Origin of the sequence: Serratia quinivorans (genome assembly GCF_052113645.1) — a bacterium.
In the GTDB taxonomy this organism is placed as follows: domain Bacteria; phylum Pseudomonadota; class Gammaproteobacteria; order Enterobacterales; family Enterobacteriaceae; genus Serratia; species Serratia quinivorans_B.
Genome location: NZ_JBIEIU010000005.1, coordinates 215,613 through 235,860 on the forward strand (window position 1 = coordinate 215,613; position 20,248 = coordinate 235,860).

Annotated in this window: 18 protein-coding genes; 6 read left to right on the top strand and 12 right to left on the bottom strand. The window is 57.3% G+C overall.

Features of this window, described 5'->3' with window-relative positions; genetic code table 11:
* The first annotated feature begins 23 nt into the window (after positions 1–23).
* Positions 24–785 carry a GntR family transcriptional regulator gene (locus ACGS9J_RS12135; protein WP_442231155.1) on the top strand — a complete coding sequence of 254 codons (762 nt, stop codon included), beginning with the start codon at positions 24–26 and terminating at the stop codon, positions 783–785.
* On the opposite strand, the gene ACGS9J_RS12140 is transcribed toward ACGS9J_RS12135, so the two are convergent.
* From ACGS9J_RS12140 to ACGS9J_RS12150, 3 genes are read right to left on the bottom strand one after another with little or no spacing between them, the layout of a single operon-like run.
* Positions 782–1,747 (bottom strand): PfkB family carbohydrate kinase, encoded by a 966-nt coding sequence (locus ACGS9J_RS12140; RefSeq protein WP_442231156.1) that lies wholly within the window; start codon positions 1,745–1,747, stop codon positions 782–784. The two genes, ACGS9J_RS12135 and ACGS9J_RS12140, sit on opposite strands and share 4 nt — an antisense overlap.
* On the bottom strand, positions 1,744–2,763 hold the full coding sequence (locus ACGS9J_RS12145; RefSeq protein WP_442231157.1) for an ADP-ribosylglycohydrolase family protein: 1,020 nt from the start codon (positions 2,761–2,763) through the stop codon (positions 1,744–1,746). The genes ACGS9J_RS12140 and ACGS9J_RS12145 overlap by 4 nt, the downstream gene beginning before the upstream one ends.
* Before the next feature lie 51 nt (positions 2,764–2,814).
* On the bottom strand, positions 2,815–4,065 hold the full coding sequence (locus ACGS9J_RS12150; RefSeq protein WP_442231158.1) for a nucleoside permease: 1,251 nt from the start codon (positions 4,063–4,065) through the stop codon (positions 2,815–2,817).
* Positions 4,066–4,497: 432 nt separating this feature from the next.
* Here ACGS9J_RS12150 and phoP point away from each other — a divergent pair, with 432 nt between their 5' ends.
* The 3 genes from phoP to ACGS9J_RS12165 all read left to right on the top strand — a co-directional run bounded on the left by phoP (position 4,498) and on the right by ACGS9J_RS12165 (position 7,838).
* The gene (phoP, locus tag ACGS9J_RS12155; RefSeq protein WP_442231159.1) at positions 4,498–5,169 is read left to right on the top strand and encodes a two-component system response regulator PhoP; all 672 of its coding nucleotides are present in this window, start codon (positions 4,498–4,500) and stop codon (positions 5,167–5,169) included.
* A 5-nt stretch (positions 5,170–5,174) separates the two neighbouring features.
* On the top strand, positions 5,175–6,632 hold the full coding sequence (phoQ, locus tag ACGS9J_RS12160) for a two-component system sensor histidine kinase PhoQ (protein ID WP_442231160.1): 1,458 nt from the start codon (positions 5,175–5,177) through the stop codon (positions 6,630–6,632).
* Between the two features lie 84 nt (positions 6,633–6,716).
* Entirely contained in the window at positions 6,717–7,838 is a 1,122-nt protein-coding gene (locus ACGS9J_RS12165) for a ribosomal protein uL16 3-hydroxylase (protein ID WP_442231161.1), read from the top strand.
* A 51-nt stretch (positions 7,839–7,889) separates the two neighbouring features.
* On the opposite strand, the gene ACGS9J_RS12170 is transcribed toward ACGS9J_RS12165, so the two are convergent.
* Together ACGS9J_RS12170 and pepT are read right to left on the bottom strand one after the other, a co-directional pair.
* On the bottom strand, positions 7,890–8,981 hold the full coding sequence (locus ACGS9J_RS12170) for a malate/lactate/ureidoglycolate dehydrogenase (RefSeq protein ID WP_442231162.1): 1,092 nt from the start codon (positions 8,979–8,981) through the stop codon (positions 7,890–7,892).
* Positions 8,982–9,066: 85 nt separating this feature from the next.
* On the bottom strand, positions 9,067–10,296 hold the full coding sequence (pepT, locus tag ACGS9J_RS12175; RefSeq protein ID WP_442231163.1) for a peptidase T: 1,230 nt from the start codon (positions 10,294–10,296) through the stop codon (positions 9,067–9,069).
* 373 nt (positions 10,297–10,669) lie between these two features.
* On the opposite strand from pepT, the gene ACGS9J_RS12180 reads away from it, so the two are divergent.
* Entirely contained in the window at positions 10,670–12,229 is a 1,560-nt protein-coding gene (locus ACGS9J_RS12180) for a PTS transporter subunit EIIC (protein ID WP_442231164.1), read from the top strand.
* Positions 12,230–12,253: 24 nt separating this feature from the next.
* Positions 12,254–13,639, top strand: a complete 1,386-nt coding sequence (locus tag ACGS9J_RS12185) for a family 4 glycosyl hydrolase (RefSeq protein WP_442231165.1) — start codon at positions 12,254–12,256, stop codon at positions 13,637–13,639.
* Between the two features lie 24 nt (positions 13,640–13,663).
* Here ACGS9J_RS12185 and ACGS9J_RS12190 read toward each other — a convergent pair whose 3' ends face one another.
* The 7 genes from ACGS9J_RS12190 to ACGS9J_RS12220 all read right to left on the bottom strand — a co-directional run bounded on the left by ACGS9J_RS12190 (position 13,664) and on the right by ACGS9J_RS12220 (position 20,192).
* A complete protein-coding gene (locus ACGS9J_RS12190; RefSeq protein WP_442231166.1) occupies positions 13,664–14,377 on the bottom strand; it encodes a MurR/RpiR family transcriptional regulator in 714 nt (237 codons plus the stop codon).
* Between the two features lie 86 nt (positions 14,378–14,463).
* Positions 14,464–15,300, bottom strand: coding sequence for a Sir2 family NAD+-dependent deacetylase (gene cobB / locus ACGS9J_RS12195; protein WP_442231167.1), 837 nt, complete (start codon positions 15,298–15,300; stop codon positions 14,464–14,466).
* Between the two features lie 10 nt (positions 15,301–15,310).
* Positions 15,311–16,231, bottom strand: coding sequence for an N-acetylglucosamine kinase (nagK, locus tag ACGS9J_RS12200; RefSeq protein WP_442231168.1), 921 nt, complete (start codon positions 16,229–16,231; stop codon positions 15,311–15,313).
* Positions 16,232–16,286: 55 nt separating this feature from the next.
* On the bottom strand, positions 16,287–17,534 hold the full coding sequence (gene lolE, locus ACGS9J_RS12205; protein WP_442231169.1) for a lipoprotein-releasing ABC transporter permease subunit LolE: 1,248 nt from the start codon (positions 17,532–17,534) through the stop codon (positions 16,287–16,289).
* A complete protein-coding gene (lolD, locus tag ACGS9J_RS12210; protein ID WP_020826458.1) occupies positions 17,534–18,238 on the bottom strand; it encodes a lipoprotein-releasing ABC transporter ATP-binding protein LolD in 705 nt (234 codons plus the stop codon). The genes lolE and lolD overlap by 1 nt, the downstream gene beginning before the upstream one ends.
* Positions 18,231–19,433 carry a lipoprotein-releasing ABC transporter permease subunit LolC gene (gene lolC / locus ACGS9J_RS12215; protein WP_442231170.1) on the bottom strand — a complete coding sequence of 401 codons (1,203 nt, stop codon included), beginning with the start codon at positions 19,431–19,433 and terminating at the stop codon, positions 18,231–18,233. The genes lolD and lolC overlap by 8 nt, the downstream gene beginning before the upstream one ends.
* Positions 19,434–19,550: 117 nt before the next feature.
* Positions 19,551–20,192, bottom strand: coding sequence for a helix-turn-helix transcriptional regulator (locus tag ACGS9J_RS12220; RefSeq protein ID WP_442231171.1), 642 nt, complete (start codon positions 20,190–20,192; stop codon positions 19,551–19,553).
* Positions 20,193–20,248 lie beyond the last annotated feature (56 nt).

Here is a 20,248-nt window from a genome sequence, read left to right on the forward strand (position 1 = left end):
AGGCAACAGGATTTCGGTCGGCTATGAGCATCGACACCAACCAGCATCTGCTGGACAAACTGCAGCAGGATTTGGCCAGTGCGGGCGCCATGCCGCTGTATCTGCGCTTTAACGAATCGGTGCGTCAGGCCATTGAGCAAGGGGTGCTGAACCCGGGGGATTTTCTACCCAGCGAACGCCATTTCACCGAACGACTGGGTATTTCACGCATCACGGTGCGCAAGGCGCTGGCCTGTCTGGAGCAGGACGGCATCATCGGCCGTTCGCGCGGTTACGGCACCTTTATCCAGCCCCAACCGGAGGCCAAACTGGCCTATTCATTGGCGGACGTTAAAGGATTCTCTCGCGAAGTGATGTTGCAGGGGCGTAAACCGGACACTCTGTGGATCAGCCGTGAGCAGGTGCCCGCTGACCGGGCGCTGGCAGAAAAGCTGGCGCTGACCGAAAATACGCCGGTGTATAAGCTAAAGCGTATTCACTTTATCGATAAGCGCCCCATGTCGGTGGCGGTGTCTTATGTGGTGGCTGAGGCGATCGCCAACGTCGAAGATATTGGCGTCTCGCTGTATGACTATTTTCGCCTGAACAACGTGGAATTGGGCTCGTTGCGTAGCCAGGTCAGCGCGGCGATGACCGACGAAGAGACGCTGCAAGCGCTGCAGTTGAAAGAGCCGATGCCGCTGCTGATCATTCGGCAAACGCTGTATGACCGCCAGAAAAAGCCGATCGAATACAGCGAAAGCTTCTGCCGCAGCGATATGTACGAGTTTATCAGCGAGGATTAATCCTCCTCGCTGGCCAGCAACTGAGGCAGCGTCGGCGCACAGTCGCCACCGGGTTGCGACACCACGTAACCGGCAATGCTGTTGGCCAGCATCATGGTCTGGCGCGTCGTCAGGCCCAGCGCCAAACCGGCCAGCAGCCCGGCACTGTGGCTGTCACCCGCCCCGATGCTGTCCACCACCTGAACCTTGCGCGCGGCGATCCAGCCGTAATCTTCATCACCGGCATGGTAGTAAACGCCCTGGGCACCGCAGCGCACCATCACCGGCTGGTGAGTGCGCTGCCACAGGCTGCGGCAGAAATGGGCGATATCCCCCTGCATACCTAAATGCTGTGCCTCGCGCTGGTTGAGCGTCAGGATCACGCCCGGACGGATCAGGCGCTGCAACAAAGCCGCATCCATCACGTCGATTCGTGGCCCGATATCCAACACCACCCGCACGCTCGGCGGCAGACGTAACATCCAGTCGATCAGCACCGCACCTTTGGCTGCGCTGAACTGATAACCGGAGAGGTAAACCAAGCCGTCGGTGGGCGTGGCCGGCTCCAGCCAGGCCGTTTGCCACTGGTTTTCTACACCGTCGATCGAGATGAAGGTACGCTCCCCGTCCGGTTCCACCAGCGCCATGCACCATCCGTTGTCCTCGCCCCCCACCTGCAGATCCGAATGCAGCCCACGCTTTGCCATTTCACCGCGCAGCCGATCGGCCCACGCACCTTCGCCGACCGGCAACAGGTTGCGGCTCTCGATACCCAGTTGTTTCAGCGCCATGGCAATATTCAGGGCGCAACCGCCAAGGTGGAAGCCCTGCATCCTGGCAGAGACGTCGCCACCGCGTGGTGGCAGCGCGTCGGCGCTGACCACCATATCCATCACCGCCGCACCGATCACCATCACCGGGCATTGCTGATGCCAACCGCCCTGCGTCAGGGTGCGCAACAGTTCATGCCGTTCGTTATTCATTCAGCCTCCTGCCAACGTTGGCGGAAGCGCAAAAAGGACTGCGCATAGGCGGTAACGTTCAAGGGATTCACCCGCTTCAACTCCGCCAGCAACTGAGTGTCGAAGGCATCGATGCCGTTCAGAGCGCCACAGATAGCCGTGGCCATCGCGCCGATGGTGTCGGTGTCGCCGCCCAGATTGGCGCACAGCACCGCACAACGGGTGGGATCGGTCTGCGCCAGCTGCACCATCGCCAACGCCGCCGGGACCGACTCAATGGTGCTGACGCCAGCACCGATCAACCGATAAACCCGCTCGGAAGCCTGCTCGGTGCCGATGGCCTCATCCACCACCTGAAACGCCAGTTCGATGCGTGCCGCCAGCGAGGCGCTGAAAGTGGTCTCCTGACGACGCTGAGCGTAGTCGGCTACGCCCGGCAGTGCCAGGCGGATCTCGTCCCAACTGGCCCCCTCCACCGCGCGCGCGACCGCCCAGGCGATCACCACCGCACCGGCGACGGCAATGTCGGATTTATGGGTCGGGCTGGAGGCCAGCCAGGTTTGCTGGCAAAAGCGTTCCAGCGGCGCCGAGGGCAGCACGCAGCCTAGCGGCGACACGCGCATCGCCGCACCGTTGGTGACGCCGTTGTTTTCCAATGCGTCGATCGGCGTGCCCTGCTTTTGTGCGCCCAACGCCTGTTTGGAACTGGGGCCGAGGATGTTTTTGTTGAAGGCATCGAAACTGTCCACCCAGCGGATCACGTTGCGGGCGATCAGCTCCGGCACCACCTGGCCCTCGGCTTCTACCAGGGCATCGGCCAGCGCCAACGCCATCGAGGTGTCGTCGGTGTACTGTCCGGCTTTGAAATAACAGGCGGCGTTATTCTCCGCCGGGCCGTCGAGAAAACGGTCGATCCAGCCAAAGTGACGTTTAACCCGCTCACGCGGCCACAGTTCGGAAGGCATGCCGAGCGCATCGCCCAGCATTTGCCCGTAAAGCGCGCCCACTACGCGTTGTTCCTGGGTTAACTGCTTCATCCGTTGCTCCTGAGTATTGTGCTGTGCCGGGCGTCAGGCCCGGCCGCTGAATTATGATTGGGTGATGCTGACCGGCGTAATGTTGTGGCTGCGCTCCCGAAAGAACAGCAGGAACAGCAGCATCACCGCCACCACCATCGCCGCTCCGACGCCCCAGACGGCGAACCAGTCGAAGGTCATGCCGTTGTGCGGCTGATCCAGAGCGAAGGTGGTCATCGCCCGGCCCCCCAGCCAGTTGCCGATAAAGCTGCCCAGTCCCTGACAAATCAGGGTGATTAACCCCTGTGCGGCGGTGCGCATATGCGGCGGCGCTTTTTTGTCGACGTAGATGTAGCCGGTGACAAAGTAAAAGTCATAGCTGACGCCGTGCAGCAGAATGCCGAGGAACAGCATGCTGTAGGCCCAAACGTCGGCGGTGCCACCGTAGATAAAGAACACATAGCGGATGGCGGCGGTGACAAAGCCGAGCATCAACACTTTCTTGATGCCAAAGCGTTTGAGCAACAGCGGCAATGCCAGCATCGCGAAGATTTCCGACACCTGGCCGAGCGTCATCCAGCCGGTGGCGTCCGGCAGGCCGACCTGCGTCAGGTAGCCATTGGCGAACTGGTAGTAAAACGCCAATGGCATGCAGAACAGGAAGGAACAGAGCGCAAAGGTAGCGAACGAGCGATCCTTCAGCAGGCCGAGCGCATTCAGACCAAGCAGCGCCTTGACGCTCACCGGGCCGCTGCCCTTGGCCGGCGTATTGGGCAGCGTGAAGCTGTACAAGCCGAGCAGCAGTGAAGCGATGCCGGTGATGATCAACGGCAGGTTGCCGTCGGAGATATTGGCGGTGCCCAGCAGCGGCGGCAGCATAAAGCCGATCACCAGCCCGGAGGCGATCCAGCCGAGCGTGCCCAGAACGCGGATCCGCGGAAACTCTTTTTCAGCATCGCCGATATTGGCAAAGGCGATGCTGTTGGTCAGCGCCACGGTCGGCATATAGGTGATGGCGTACAGCACCAGCAGCGGGAAGAAGCTGGAGAACTGGGTCTGCCAGGCAATGATGAACATCAACCCGCCGCCAACCAGATGCAGCCAGCCCAGTATTTTCTGCGCGGCGAAGTAGCGGTCGGCGATCACCCCCACCAGCACCGGCGAGAGGATAGCGGCAATGGCGGTGCTGCTGTAGGACCAGGCGATTTCCGCCGGGGTAAAACCCAGTTTGTTCAGGTACTGCCACAGGGGGACAAACCACGCCCCCCAGATAAACCATTCTACGAACATCATGACGGACAGCTTCAGATGAGGACGTTTCATTATTATATCCTTGCTGACTCAGAGCCGGCCGGAGGAACCGGGGCGGCAGTGTAAGGGTCTGGTGTTGGCATCAATGTGATACCTTAATAATACCTTAGTAATACCTTTGGTTTTTTTCAACGATCCTGCTCACACTTTATTCAATCGACAGAGATTCCTGTCGTTTAAGTTTGGTTTAACTTTGCCTCGTCATTGTTTATCCGGCGTTTATTTGTCGTTGTCGATAATGACGGCGAACCAAAATTCGATAGCGCTTATTTCCTACCAAGGTTCTGCGTCCCTTGCGGTAAGAGCAGGTTATACCTACCATAACGTCATTATCACGATCAGATGGCTTAGGTTGACGCACGCTATCCCTCACACGCTGCCGAGCGTGTTACCTTTACAGCGTGGGTGACAGGATGTTCACCCGCCGATCCACAGGAGTTCGCCATGCGAGTACTGGTTGTTGAAGATAACGGTTTATTGCGTCACCACCTCTCCGTACAGATGCGTGAAATGGGCCATCAGGTCGATGCAGCAGAGGACGCCAAAGAAGCCGATTATTTCCTGCAAGAGCATGCGCCTGACATCGCCATTGTCGATCTCGGCCTGCCGGGCGAAGACGGCCTGAGCCTGATCCGCCGCTGGCGCGCCCACCAAATGAAGCTGCCAATCCTGGTGCTGACCGCCCGTGAAAGCTGGCAGGACAAAGTGGCGGTGCTGGAAGCCGGTGCCGACGACTACGTCACCAAGCCGTTTCATCTGGAAGAAGTGATTGCCCGCATGCAGGCGCTGATGCGCCGTAACAGCGGTTTGGCTTCCCAGGTGATCAAGTTGCCTCCGTTCCAAATCGACCTTTCACGCCGTGAACTAAGCGTCAACGAGCAACAAATCAAACTGACTGCATTCGAATACACCATCATCGAAACCTTAATCCGTAACGCCGGCAAGGTAGTCAGCAAAGACTCGCTGATGCTGCAGCTGTATCCGGATGCCGAGCTGCGCGAAAGCCATACCATCGATGTATTGATGGGCCGTTTGCGTAAAAAGCTGCAGGCTGAGTACCCACAGGAAGTGATCACCACGGTTCGTGGTCAGGGCTATCGTTTTGATGCGAAATGAACGCCATGTTCAAAAAGGGTAAAAAACCTTTCTCACTGCGCGCCCGCTTTTTGATGGCCACCGCCGGGGTGATCCTGGCGCTGTCGCTGTCCTATGGCCTGGTGGCGGTGGTCGGTTATATTGTCAGCTTCGACAAAACCGCCTTCCGCCTGCTGCGCGGTGAAAGTAACCTGTTCTTCAGCCTGGCCCAATGGAAAGACAACAAACTCACCATCGCCATTCCGCCGGATATCGATCTCAATTTCCCCACCCTGGTATTTATTTACGACGATAAGGGCAAGCTGCTGTGGAGTCAGCGCCAGGTGCCGGAGCTGGAAAAGCGCATCAATAAAGAGTGGCTGGAAGAGTCCGGCTTCTATGAAATTGATACCGACACCCGCATCAGTAGCGAAGTGTTGGGCAACAACCCCAAGGCGCAGGATCAGCTCAAAGACTATGACGATAACGACCAGAATGCCCTGACCCACTCCGTGGCGGTCAACACCTACGCGGCAACCGCACGGCTGCCGGCCTTGAGCATCGTGGTGGTCGATACCATTCCGCAGGAGTTGCAGCGTTCGGACGTGGTATGGGAATGGTTCAGCTACGTGTTGCTGGCCAACCTGCTGTTGGTGGTTCCCTTGCTGTGGCTGGCGGCCTATTGGAGCCTGCGCCCCATCAAGGCGCTGGTGAGTCAGGTCGGTGAGTTGGAAAACGGTGAGCGCGAACAGCTCGACGAGAATCCCCCCAGTGAGCTGCGCGGGCTGGTGCGCAACCTGAATATTCTGGTGCGCAACGAACGTCAGCGTTACACCAAATACCGCACCACGCTTTCCGATCTGACCCACAGCCTGAAAACGCCGTTGGCGGTGCTGCAAACCACGCTGCGTTCACTGCGCACCGGCAAGCAGACCACCATCGAGGAAGTCGAGCCGATCATGCTGGATCAAATCAGCCGTATTTCTCAGCAAATCGGTTACTACCTGCATCGCGCCAGCATCAACTCGGGGCAAACGGTGCTAACGCGCGAGATCCATTCGGCACCGGCCCTGCTGGACAGCCTGACCGTGGCGCTGAACAAGGTGTATCAGCGTAAAGGCGTGGTGATCACTCTGGATATTTCGCCGGAAGTGACCTTTATGGGGGAGAAAAACGACTTTATGGAAGTGATGGGCAACGTGCTGGAAAACGCCTGCAAATACTGCCTGGAGTTTGTTGAAATCACCTCCCTCCACTCCGATAAATACCTCACTATCGTCATTGATGACGACGGCCCGGGCATCCCGGAAAGCAAGCGCGAATTGATCTTCCAGCGCGGCCAGCGGGTGGACACGCTGCGTCCCGGTCAGGGGCTGGGATTGTCGGTGGCCGCGGAGATTATCGAACAGTACGATGGCACTATTACCATCAGCGACAGCCCGCTGGGCGGCGCGCGCATGCAGGTCACCTTCGCCCGCCAGCACGATTCCCACCACCACGAGTAAATTCTGTTGTTCAGGCCCCGATCCACGGGGCCAAACTTCCGTTATAATCCCACTCAGGCTCACTCCTCTCTCCTGGAATAGAACATGGATTATCAATTAGATCTGGACTGGAACGATTTTTTGCAACGCTATTGGCAAAAACGCCCGGTCATTCTCAAGCGCGGCTTCAAAAACTTTATCGATCCAATCTCCCCAGATGAGTTGGCCGGGCTGGCGATGGAAAACGAAGTGGACAGCCGACTGGTCAGCCACCAGGACGGTCGTTGGCAGGTAGCCCACGGCCCGTTCGAGAGCTTTGATCACCTGAGCGAAAACAACTGGTCGCTGCTGGTGCAGGCGGTGGATCACTGGCATGAGCCTTCCAGCGCGCTGATGCGCCCGTTCCGCCAACTGCCTGACTGGCGGATGGACGACCTGATGATTTCGTTCTCGGTCCCAGGCGGCGGCGTTGGCCCACACCTCGATCAGTACGACGTCTTTATCATTCAGGGTACTGGTCGCCGTCGCTGGCGCGTGGGCGAAAAAGTGCCGATGAAACAGCACTGCCCGCACCCGGATTTGCTGCAGGTAGAGCCGTTCGACGCCATTATCGATGAAGAAATGGAACCGGGCGATATTCTGTATATCCCGCCGGGTTTCCCGCATGAAGGCTACGCGCTGGAAAACGCGCTCAATTATTCGGTAGGTTTCCGTGCCCCGAATGGCCGTGAGCTGGTCAGCGGCTTTGCCGACTACGTACTGGCTCGCGAATTGGGCAGTAAGCGCTACAGCGATCCGGACATTCAACTGCGCGAACAACCGGCACAAATACTGCCGCAGGAAGTCGACGCACTGCGTCAGATGATGCTGGATTTGGTGCAACAACCTGAACACTTCCAGCAGTGGTTCGGCGAGTTCATCTCCCAAACCCGTCATGAGCTGGATGCTGCACCGCCGGAACCGCCTTATCAGGCCGGTGAGATCTACGAACTGCTGCAACAGGGCGAACCATTGCAACGTCTGGGTGGGCTGCGTGTGCTGCGCGTTGGCGATCAGTGCTTTGCCAACGGTGAACTGATGGATACCGAGCATCTGCAGGCTGCCAATGCGATGTGCCAGAATTTCAGCGTGGATGCCGCTATGCTGGGCGACGCCATCGAAGATCCTTCGTTCCTGGCGCTGCTGACCTCGTTGATCAACAGCGGCTACTGGTATTTTAAAGACTAAAGCTTCGGCTGATTGACCAGAGCCACCCGCTTATCGGCGGGGGGCTTTTTTTTATGCCCGCAGCGCCCGGGTCTGGTAGCCGTCCAGTTCAGCGTCCGACATGCCCGCCTGGGTTGCCGCCGCGCAGATCTGCCGCCAGGTGTTGTCGTCTATCGGGATCCCCTGCTGCAACCGCGCATCGCGGTTGGCGTCTTCCCATTCACCCGGCACTTCAATCGGCCGTCCGTCACTGGACGGTGAAGCCTTCACCCAATCGATAAACGCCTCCGCCTCGGTCTGCATCTCTGGCGCGTCAAAGGCTTCCGGGTTGAGGATCAGGGTGGTCATGCAGTTGAAAATGGCGTCGCTGTTGGATTTCAACGTGGCGGTATGGGTCGTTCGCCCACCGGACAGCGCACCGCCGAGAATTTCGCACATGGTGGCCAGTGCATAACCCTTATGCGCACCGAAAGGCAGCAGCGAGCCAAACGGCGGCTCGTGCATCACTTTGGGTTCCGTGGTCGGCTGACCCTGCTGGTCGATCAGATAGCCCGGCGCGACGTTCAGCCCTTTGTTGTAGGCCACACGGGTTTTGCCAAACGCGATGCCGCTGGTGGCGAAATCCAGCAGCAACGGCTTTTTATCCTTACGGGGGAAAATAACGCAGAAGGGGTTGGTGCCAAAACGACGATCGCTGCCGCCAAACGGCGCCACCATAGGATCACCCACCACATTGACGAAATGGATGGAGATAAAGCCGGCGCGCGCGCACTGTTCAGCCCAGTGGCCAATGCGCCCGATATGGTGCGAATTATTCAGTGCCACCGCCGCCAGCCCCAATTGCCGGGCGCGCTCTATTCCTTTGTCCATCGCCTCGCTGGCCACGACCTGACCGAAACCCTGGCCACCGTCCACCGTCAGTACCGCACCGGCGTCGCGTACCACCTGGGCATGAACGTTAAGTTGCAAATGCCCCTGAGCCAATGACGACATATAGCTGGGGATCATGCCTACGCCGTGGGAATCGTGCCCGGCCAGATTCGCCTGAACCAGATGATCCGCCACCAACGCGGCTTCCTGCTCGGTACTGCCGGCGTGACGCCAAATAGCCTGCACAAACTGCTCAAGACATTGGCTATCGATACGGTGTTCGGTACTGCTCATGATAGGGCTCCTTGTGCTGGAAATATATCCTACACTAGGAGCAAATCATTGTTGCGGCAAGCAATTATACCCACTGTAATCAGGATTATTTGGCGCGTTCTGCCGTCAGCGCAGCGATACGCATAATGACCGAAACCGCCTGTTCCATCCCTTCCAGCGAAACAAACTCATGCTTGCAATGATAGTTATAGCCGCCGGTAAACAGATTGGGGCAAGGTAAGCCACGAAACGACAGTTGCGCGCCGTCGGTACCCCCGCGAATCGGTTTCATGATCGGTTCGATATCACAATCACGCATCGCCTGTTGCGCCAACACAATCACATGCGGATGCTCCGCCACCTGTTCGCGCATATTGTAATAACTGTCTTCGATCGTGACCTCGATATAACAATCGCGCGGCAGACCTTTTCCCACTTGTTGGGCAACTTCTATCATCCGGCGTTTACGTGCCTCAAAACCTTCACGCTCAAAATCACGCAGAATATAGTGCATTTCAGCACGCTCAACGCTCCCCTTAAGGTTGCTGAGGTGGTAGAAACCCTGATAGCCACTGGTGGTTTCCGGGGTTTCATCCGCCGGTAATGCCTGTTGAATGCGCGTCGCCAACGACAATGCATTGACCATCACCCCTTTGGCGCTGCCCGGGTGCACATTATTGCCGACAATTTTCACCGTCACCGACGCCGCATTGAAGTTTTCACACTCCAACTCACCCACGCCACCGCCATCGACGGTATAGGCCCATTCGGCATTGAACTGCGCCACGTCAAACAAGCGCGCCCCTTTCCCCACCTCTTCATCCGGCGTAAAGGCCACGCGGATATCGCCATGTGGGATATTGCGCTGCTGCAACCGCACCATGGCGGTCAGGATTTCGGCGATGCCCGCCTTGTCATCGGCGCCGAGCAGCGTTTTGCCGTCGGTGGTGATCAGCGTCTGCCCCAGCATCTGGTGCAGGATCGGGAACATCACCGGTGATAGCACTTCATCGCCGATGCCCAAAGCGATATCGCCGCCGCGGTAGTTCTCGACGATCTGCGGGTTAACGTGCTTGCCGGTAAAATCCGGTGAAGTATCCAGATGGGAAATAAATCCTATCGCCGGCACGGGCCAGGTTACGTTCCCCGGCAAGGTGCCCATCACGCAGCCATGCTCACTGAGCGACACCCGTTCAAACCCCAGTTCAATCATTTCCTGCTGCAACGCACGCGCCAGCTTCAGTTGCCCGTCGGTGCTCGGCACATGTTTGACGTTCGCTTTAGATTGCGTGTCGAATGAGACGTAGTTAAAAAAGCGATCAAGTAGTTTATCCATGGTATCCGCCCTCAGAATTTCGCGTTTCATTATGCGGAACCGATCAAGATCAAATATTGAGACAGGTCATTTTTAACCAGATTTAACGGAAATCATTAATTCCTGTTGTGTTTGAAATTTCGCCTTTGTGCTTTGCCGCCCGCCAAACCTCGCCGGCCGGTCACCTTCTTATGTGATCCTCTTCACGCCTGGCACCGGTTGTCAGTCACTGACCACCGGTGCCTTTTTCCGGCCGTTGATTGCATCGTTAAATCATTCCACCTATAACTGATTTAAGGCAGGGGTTGCCGCATTCAAAATCATTTTATTTCGCCATACCAGGGAGTATTACCAGCAACGTCGTTATCCACTAAAATATAAAAAAGGAACTGCCATGAAAGATATTATTGATAATATCTTAAGCAAGCTGCAGGTTTTCTCCAAAGCCATGATGGGGCCGATATTCTTTCTGCCGGTGATTGGTCTGATTCTGGCGTTAAGTTCTATTCTGACCAACGCCACGCTGGTGAATGAAAACTCCGGCGTATTTCATATCGGGAAAATGATCGGCGATACTTTTTGGCCGCTGTTTGGCAATCTCGGGCTGATTTTTTGCATCGGTATTACCTACGGGCTGGCGAAAGACAAAAAAAGCGAAGCGGCGCTGGTTGCCGTGATGTGCTTTATTATGTTCCTCGGCGCCAACTCATCCTACTTGCAATTAAGCGGCCACGTAGAGCAGAAAATTAACGGGGAATATTACGGTACCGGACAAACCGAACTGCTGGGCTTCACCGTGGTGGATATGGGCATTTTCCTTGGCTTGATCCTCGGGGTGACCATCGCCTGGGTACACAACCGGTTGTGTAACGTGGAGCTGAATGGCGTGCTTTCGGTTTACGGCGGTTCCAAGCTGGTGTTAATTGCCATGACGCCGGTAATTATGCTGTACGCCGTCGGTTTCAGCTATCTGTGGCCGGCCATTTCGCACGGGCTGATCTCCCTGACCGGCTTTATGAAAAGCTCAGGCTCGCTCGGCGTTTTCGTCTACGGCTTCTTCGAAAAATTCCTGATCCCCACCGGGCTGCATCATTTTATCTGGTCACCGTTTCAGCTCACCAGCATCGGGGGGTCTATCGTACAAGACGGCCATACGGTGTCAGGCTCGCAGGCGATTTTCCTCGCTTATATGCGTGACCCGAGCATCTCTCCATTGATGAACGAAGCGCTGCGCTTTTCGCAACAGGGCATGGTCACCATTTTCGGCCTGTCCGGCGCCGCGCTGGCGTTCTACCACACCGCCAAACCGCAGAAGAAAATGTTGGCCAAGGCGATATTGATCCCGGCCATCACCACTTCCATTCTGGTGGGGATCACCGAGCCCATCGAGTTCACCTTTCTGTTTATCTCACCGCTGCTGTGGGTGATACACGCTGTGTTGACTGCGCTGTCGCAGGTTGCGTGCAACCTGTTTGAGGTTCGCCCCTGGGGGGCCAGCGGTCTGATTGAATTTTTAGTGTATAACCTGCCGCTGCCGGTGGCGCTCACCCGCTGGCCGCTGTATGTGGTGATTGGCCTGGTGCAGTTCGCCGTCTATTACCTGGTGTTCAAAACCCTGGTGCTGAAACTCAACTTAAAAACGCCGGGCCGTGAGGATGACGATGAGGTCAAACTCTATTCCAAGCAGGATTATCAAAACAGCAAGAATACGCCAAATGAATTAAGTGGAATTATTATTCGCGCCCTGGGTGGCAAAGAAAACATTATTTCCGTCGACAATTGTTTCACCCGACTGCGGGTCGAATTAAAAGACATGCAATTAATTGACGAACCCGCATTAAAAAGCACCGGCGCAAAAGGCGTGGTGAAAAACCGACGTGAGGTTCAGGTGATCTATGGCGTCACCGTCGGCAAAGTGAAGAGTCAGGTCGAAAAATATTTAGCTGCATTATAACGTTTATTAATTGGGAGAAACGTCATGAAATTAACCGTTCTGGGCGGCGGCGGCGTACGTTCGCCGTTCCTGGCCAAGTCCATTGCCTATAACGCACATCGCATTGGTGTGACCGAAGTGGTGTTTATGGATACCGATCGGCAAAAATTGGCCGTCTACGGCGCGATCGCTCAGGGAGTATTCGAGCGCATCCGCCACGACATCGCGTTCAGCCTGAGCAGCGATGCCCGCGAGGCGCTGAGCGGAGCCGATTATATCATCACCACCCTGCGTATCGGCGGCGAGGAAGGCCGCATTCATGACGAGCGTATCGCGCTCAATCATCAGGTGTTGGGGCAGGAAACCACCGGGGCAGGCGGTTTCGCCATGGCGATGCGCTCTATCCCGGCCATAGTGGATTATTGTCGGCTGATTGAACAGGTGGCGTCACCGGACGCGGTGCTGTTCAACTTCACCAACCCTTCCGGCATGGTGACCGAGGCCATCATCAAATCCGGTTTCAAGCGCAAGGTGTACGGTATTTGCGACGCCCCCAGCGAGTTTATCCGTGAACTGGCGGAGCTGCTGGGCTGCCGCGAGTCCGAATTGAGCGTCGACTGCTTTGGGCTAAATCACCTGTCGTGGTTCCGCAACGTGCGGGTCAATGGTCAGGAGGTGACCGAACAATTGCTGGCCGACCCGCGCCTATACCGTGATACCTGCATGAAATATTTCTCGCCGCAGCTGGTGGCGCTGTCCGATAACCTGATGCTCAACGAGTATCTGTATTACTACTACTACCGGGAACAGGCGATCGCCGCGATTGTCGACGCCGGAGAAACCCGTGGCGAACAAATTGCGCTGATCAATCAGCAAATGCTGGCCGACCTTGCCAAGCTGGACATTGCCAATCAGTTGGAGCAGGCCTTCAGCGTCTATTTTAGCCACTATCTGACGCGGGAAAACTCTTACATGCAGCGCGAATCCAGCCAGGGCAAAGTGAAAGAGCGCGAGATGCTGACGCTGCAACAGTTTATCGAGCAGCCTGACAGTGGCGGTTACGCCGGGGTGGCGATAGACATTCTGGAGGCGGTGAATAACGGCCAGCAAAAACGCGTCGTGGTCTCGATGCAAAACAATGACACGCTTGACTTCCTGCATCCGGAAGACGTGATCGAAATCAGCTGTGAGCTTAGCAACGCGGGCATTCATCCGGTGAAAATGCGGGATATCCCCGATACCCAGAAGAACCTGATCTCACAGGTTAAAGAGTACGAGCGCCTGGCGGTAGCCGCCATTTTGGAGGGAGACAGTCAGAAGGCCATTAAGGCACTGATGGTGCATCCGCTGGTCAACTCTTACTCGCTGGCGAAAACCCTGGTTGGGGAGTATCTGCAGGCTCACCACCTTTATGCCAAACATTGGCGTTAAACGAGGCCGATACGGCGTAGCCCCTCAACGGTTGCGCCGTTCAAACCAGGCTTTGATCAGGTTTTCGAACCCCAGCAGGCAGTGACCAAAAAACGGATTGGGGTAGTAAATATCGTGGTCGTACTTTTGCCGATCCTCATAAATAAAGGTCATATCGGCCTGCTGCGCCAACGGGCTGTTACCGTCGCCACAAAACGCCGCCAGCCGGATATTGTTGCGCTTCACCGCTTCGCTCCAACTCAGCGCCGAACTGCTGTTGCCCGATTTTGAAATCACAATCACCATATCAAACCGAAAACGCATCTCTCGATCGAGGATCTCGAAATCCGGCCACAGCGACAGATAACTGTCGATACCCAGCGTCATGAATTTGTTGTACATATACTGCGCCACCAGCTGTGAGAAGCCGCTGCCGTGGATCAGAATTTTGCCGCTGTCGAGCATATCGAGGAACTGCGCCTGCTGCTTTACGCCCACTGGCGCGGCCTGCTCCGGCGCCCCTTGAAAGGCCGGTGCCATCACCAGGTTGAATTTGACGAAATACACCAGTTCCAGATAGCCGCGAAAACCCAGCTTTTTCGCCAGCCGCACCAGGGTCGATGGCGAACTGTGGCAACGAACGGAAACCGCGCGGATACCGTCGTCAATACAGGCGTCCGGGTTGTCGAAAATCGCGTTGAGGATGGTGAGATCCGTTTTGCTCAGATCCGCCTGGCTGAATACCTGTTTAAAATTCACCGTCGCCCCTGCTCATTCACCCAAAAGAAAGGCCGGCGTCAAACGGCCGGCCGGTTACCAAGATCAGGCAGCGTATCGCACCGGGGTTAAGGCCGATCGGCCCTGGCCACTTTCCCTACCAGGAATTTGTGCACAAAGCGTGGCACCACCGCGCTGGCCTGACCATAGTGTTTTTCATCAAACTGGCTTTCCACCTGGCTGGGCTCCAGATTGAGCTCCATGGTATGCGCCCCGCCCAACCGTGCCTCATGCACGAAACCGGCCGCCGGGTAAACGTGGCCCGAGGTGCCGATGGCGACAAAAAAGTCAGCCTTGGCCAGCGCCTGATAGATTTCGTCCATACCCAACGGCATTTCGCCGAACCACACGATATGCGGCCGTAGCGGTGCCGGGAACTGGCAGCAATGGCAGCGATCGTCCACGCTGAGATCTTCCGGCCAGTCGAAGACCTGTCCGGAACTGGTGCAGCGGACTTTCAGCAGCTCGCCGTGCATATGCAGCACCCGTGAACTGCCCGCACGCTCGTGCAGGTTATCGATATTTTGCGTCACCAGCAGGAAGTTATCCCCCAGCCAGGCTTCCAGATCTGCCAGGGCACGGTGTGCGGCGTTAGGCGCAATGTCCGGTGACTGCAACTGGCGACGGCGCTCATTGTAAAACGCCTGCACCAGCTGTGGATCGCGCTGGTAGCCTTCCGGCGTGGCGACGTCTTCCACGCTATGCTCTTCCCACAGCCCGTCTGCGGCGCGGAAAGTACGAATGCCCGATTCAGCCGAGATCCCGGCCCCGGTCAACACCACGACAAACGGCTTTTTCAGCTCGGCCGCCGCCATGGTGTCGCGATGAAAAATCCGCGAACGAAAGCGCTGATGCAGCACATGCTTACTCTTGCGAAACTGACACAGCCGATGGCGAGTGTGCATTACTCTCTCCTTACTTTTCCCTGTTAACCAAATTGAGGAACGCCGCCCCGCGTACGCCACCGGCATCCCCGTAGCGCGCCTTTTCAATCCGCGGCAGCTTGGCCACACGCAACACATGCGCCGGCAAACGCTGGGGTAACGCCTGGTAGATAGCGTCAAAATTCGACAACCCGCCGCCAATTACCACCAGATGCGGATCGATGATGGTCAGCAGATTGCCCAGGCAAATCGCCAGGACGTCCATGAAACGTTCGACATGAGCCACGGCCTGCGGCTCACCAGCCTGATAATGCGCAATGATCTGTTGCGCAGGCAAGTGCTGCTGGTAAAAGTGGGCGTACATCCACTCAAAACCGCGGCCAGAAATGTAATTTTCGATGCAACCCTGATGGCCGCACCCACAAGGAACGCGAGGTATATCACGTCCCAGCACCTCCAGCGCATCCACCGGCAGGCGGAAATGGCCAAATTCGCCGGCGATATAGTTACGCCCGGAGAGCACCTTGCCGTCGACGATCAGCCCGCCGCCGACACCGGTCCCGAGGATGATGCCCAGCACCGTGGGATAACGGCGGAACTCGTCGTCCCAGGCCTCCGACAGCGCAAAGCAGTTGGCGTCGTTATCGATGCGCACTTCACGGCCAATCAACTCGGCCAGGTCATGCGGCAGGCGCTGCCCCATCGCCGCCGGGACGTTAGCGGTGAAGACCGTGCCGTCATCGTCGTTGGGCAAGCCTGGAATGCCGATACCCACCATGCCCTTCCGGCCGCAAAACGCATCCGCCTCAAAGGTCAGGTCGCGCAGCGTCGCCAACAGTTGCCGATAATCTTCACGCGGCGTCGGCACCCTTTTCTGCCAGATGCGTTTCAGGTCTGCATCGAACACGCCCAGCTCAATCTTGGTGCCGCCCATATCGAAACCGTAGTACATAACCCACCCTCAGGCTAAAAAAATGGGGCGGCATCTCTGCCTCCCCTGATTTTCATTATTGTCCGCTCAACACTCGCGCCGGATCGATACGACTGGCGCGCCTGGCCGGATACCAGCTAGCCAACAGGCTGAGCACCAACGCGGTCACCAGGACAATCACCACGTCCAGCCAGTGCAGTTCGGAAGGCAGGAAGTCGATGAAGTAGATATCGCCCGACAGGAATGAATGCCCCATCAGTTTTTCCAATCCTTTGATGATATTGGTCAGCTGCAGTGAGGCGATCACCCCGACCACCACGCCGCTGAGGCTGCCCACCAGCCCGGCCAGCAGGCCGTACCAGATAAATATGGCGCGGATAAAACCGTCTTTGGCCCCCAGCGTGCGCAACACGGCGATATCACCGCTCTTGTCCTTCACCGCCATCACCAGCGTGGAGACAATGTTAAAACAGGCAACGCCGATCACCAGTACCATCGCCAAATACATGATGGCGCGGATCATCTGGATATCGCGGTACATATAACCGTAGGTACCAATCCAGCTCTTGATATACACGTAGGAATTGGTGACCTCACCGGCAGCACGCACCAGTTTGTTAGCGGCGAACACGTCGTTAACCTTGATGGCGATGCCGGTCACGCTGTCGCCCATGTCCAGATACTGCTGGGCATCGGCCAGCGGCACCATCGCCAGGCTGTGATCAAGCTGGCCACTGAGCTGCAAAATCCCGGTCACGTGCAAACGAATACGCTTCGGTTGCAACAGCTTCATCTGCGGGTCGCTGTTGGGGATCATCACCGTCACGTAGCTGCCCTGCTTGACGCCCAGCGCATCGGCAACGCCTTTGCCGAGGATCACCTGCTGTTCACCGCTTTTGAAATTGGCCCAGGCATCACCCTGCACGTACTTCGGCAGCGCGCTGAGCTGGTTCTCCTGCTGGGGATCTACCCCTTTCACACCAACCGCACGCAGCTGCGCACCATTTTCCATCAGGCCGGTAAAGTTAATATACGGGGCGGCGGCCAGGATGCCCGGCACTTTCTCCACGCGTTGCAGAATCGACGACCAGTCTTTGAACGGCTGTTTCACCGGCTCGATTTCACCGTGCGGCACCACCGCCAAAATGCGGTTTTTCAGTTCGCGCTCAAAACCGTTCATGGCGCTCAGCCCGACGATCAGCACCGCCACGCCCAGCGCGATACCAATGGTGGAGATCACCGAGATCAACGACACCATGCCGCCGCGTTTGCGCCCACGGCTGAAACGCAGGGCCGTCAGAAAGGAAAGTGACGCACCTGCCATTACTCAGCCCCCAACAGGGTCAACTGAGCCTGCAGATGGCCGTCGGCCATTTCCAGCTGGCGGCTGAGACGCTTGGCCAACTGCAGGTCATGGGTGACCACCAGGAACGCGGTGCCCTGACGCACATTCAGTTCACCGAGCAGATCAAAGATGCTGTCGGCGGTGCGTTTATCCAGATTACCGGTGGGTTCGTCCGCCAAGACCAGCGACGGGTTATTCACCAGCGCACGGGCAATCGCCACGCGCTGACGCTCGCCGCCGGATAACTCTGAAGGCCGGTGCTTGCTGCGTTTTGCCAGCCCGACCGCCGTCAACATTTCCAGCGCCTTTTCCTGCGCCTGCGCCGGTTTCATCCCACCGATCAACAATGGCATCGCGGCGTTTTCCAGCGCGGTAAAGTCCGGCAACAGGTGGTGGAACTGGTAGATAAAGCCTAACTGGCGGTTGCGCAGCTCGGCCTTGGCCGCCGAAGACAGCGTGTTCAGCGATTGCCCCTTGTAAATCACCTCGCCGGAGGTCGGTGAATCCAACCCGCCCAGCAGGTGCAGCAAGGTACTTTTACCGGAACCCGAACTGCCGACAATCGCCATCATCTCGCCCGGCTGCATGGCAAAGCTGACATTGCGCAGTACGTCGGTATGCAGGTTGCCTTCCTGATAGGTCTTGCACAGGTTGTCGCACTGCAACAAAAGATGGTTACTCATAACGTAAAGCCTCAGCGGGTTGTACGGCGGCAGCGCGCCATGAAGGGTAAAGCGTGGACAACAGGGAGACCGCCATCGCCGCGACGGCGATGATGGTCACCTGCAGCGGATCAACCGCTACCGGCAACGAGGCGCCGTCAATCAATGCGCCGAGGATCGGCATCAGGTTATTCAGGTTGCTGGCCAGCAACACGCCCAGCAGCGTACCGAGCAGTGAACCGATAATGCCGGCGCTGGCGCCTTGCACCATAAACACCGACATGATTTGCCGACGCGTCAGGCCCTGGGTCTGCAGAATGGCGACTTCGCCCTGCTTTTCCATCACCAGCAGGCCCAGCGAAGTAATGATGTTAAAGGCCGCCACCGCCACGATCAGGCTGAGCAACAGCCCCATCATGTTTTTCTCCATACGCACCGCCTGGAACAGCTCGCCCTTGCGTTCGCGCCAGTCTTTCCACTCGGTGCCCTGCGGCAATTTCTGTTGGCTGAGCGTATCGACCGTCAGCGGCTGTTGCAGGAACAGACGCCAGCCGGTGATGTTGCCGGCCGGGTAGCGCAGCAAACGCGAGGCATCCTGCTGATTGACCAGCATCTGGGTGCCGTCCACTTCGCTGTTGGCATGGAAGGTGCCGACCACGGTAAACAGACGTTGGATAGGAATGCGGCCCATCGGCGTGAACTGGCTGGCGCTCGGGACCATCACCCGCAGTGGATCGCCGCGTTTGACGCCGAGCTGCCCGGCCAACTGCTCGCCGATAATGATGTTGTACTGGCCCGGCTGCAGCAGCTGTTGCTTGACGTTCACCAGGAACGGCGTCAAAGGATCGGCTTCGTCCGGGTTGACCCCCAGCATCACGCCGACCGCCACGCTGCGGGCGCTTTGCAGCACCACGTCGCCGGTGGTCAATGGCGCAACGCGGCTAACGCCTTGCAGGCCCTGCACCACCGAGGCCGGGATCTGCTGCGGGTTGATCGACCCTTGCGGGCTGGTGATCAACGCCTGCGGCATCAGGCCGAGGATGTTGTTTTCCAGATCCTTTTCAAAACCGTTCATCACCGATAACACGGTGACCAACGCCATCACCCCCAGCGTAATGCCGATGGTGGAAAGCCAGGAAACAAACCGTCCGAAGCGGTCTGAGGCCCGCCCGCGCATGTAGCGCAGGCCAATGAATAACGCGACAGGTTGATACATGAAATCCGTTTTGTTGCCGTAGCTTAAGCAAAGTGATCAAGGATAATAAAGGCTATACCCCGTTTAGGGAACCACCCTGACGCCTTTTATTCCGTCGATCACGCTAATGGCAGCACGTCACCCGGCATCCCGCTTTAACAGGTTGTAAACCGACACCCGTGAAATGCCTAGCGCCTCCGCCGCCATGGTGGCCGCCCCGCGCAGCTGCAGATAGCCCTGCTGCTTTAACTGTTGGATCACCTGAAAACGCTGTTCGGAGGTGAGCGCACGCGGTGCGGTGGCGTGCGAGGCGGCAAAATTGTTGATCACGGAGGCGATGTCGGACAGCGAACGCGCGCCCTCGTCCGCCGGCTGCGGCGCGCTCTGCACCACCGCCGTCAGCTGTTGCAGAATGGCGTTAACGCTGTTGAAGATTGAGACATCCAGATTGAGGCAGATCGCTGCCACATAAGTCCCCTGGCTGTTACGCAGGCCGATGGAGGTGCTCTTGGCCGGCCGCCCGTCCGGGAATGCGTTGGCGTAGTTTTGCACCACGTCCGGAAAGTCCGGCGAGGCAATGCGCTCCAGCCCCATTTCACTGGCGGCGTCGCCGATACTGCGGTTAGACAGATTATTGGCAATGGTGACAATGGCGTGATTCGGTTGCGTCAGATCGTGCAGCACCACTTCGCAACTGGGGGCAAACATCGCGCCCAGTGCCTGGACAATTTTTTCCGCTTCGCGCAACAGCAACGCATTTTCCTGCCTGAGATCGCTCATAAACTTAACCATTTGACAATAACTTTACAAAGAGTAAATTAAAATCTCCGGGTAAT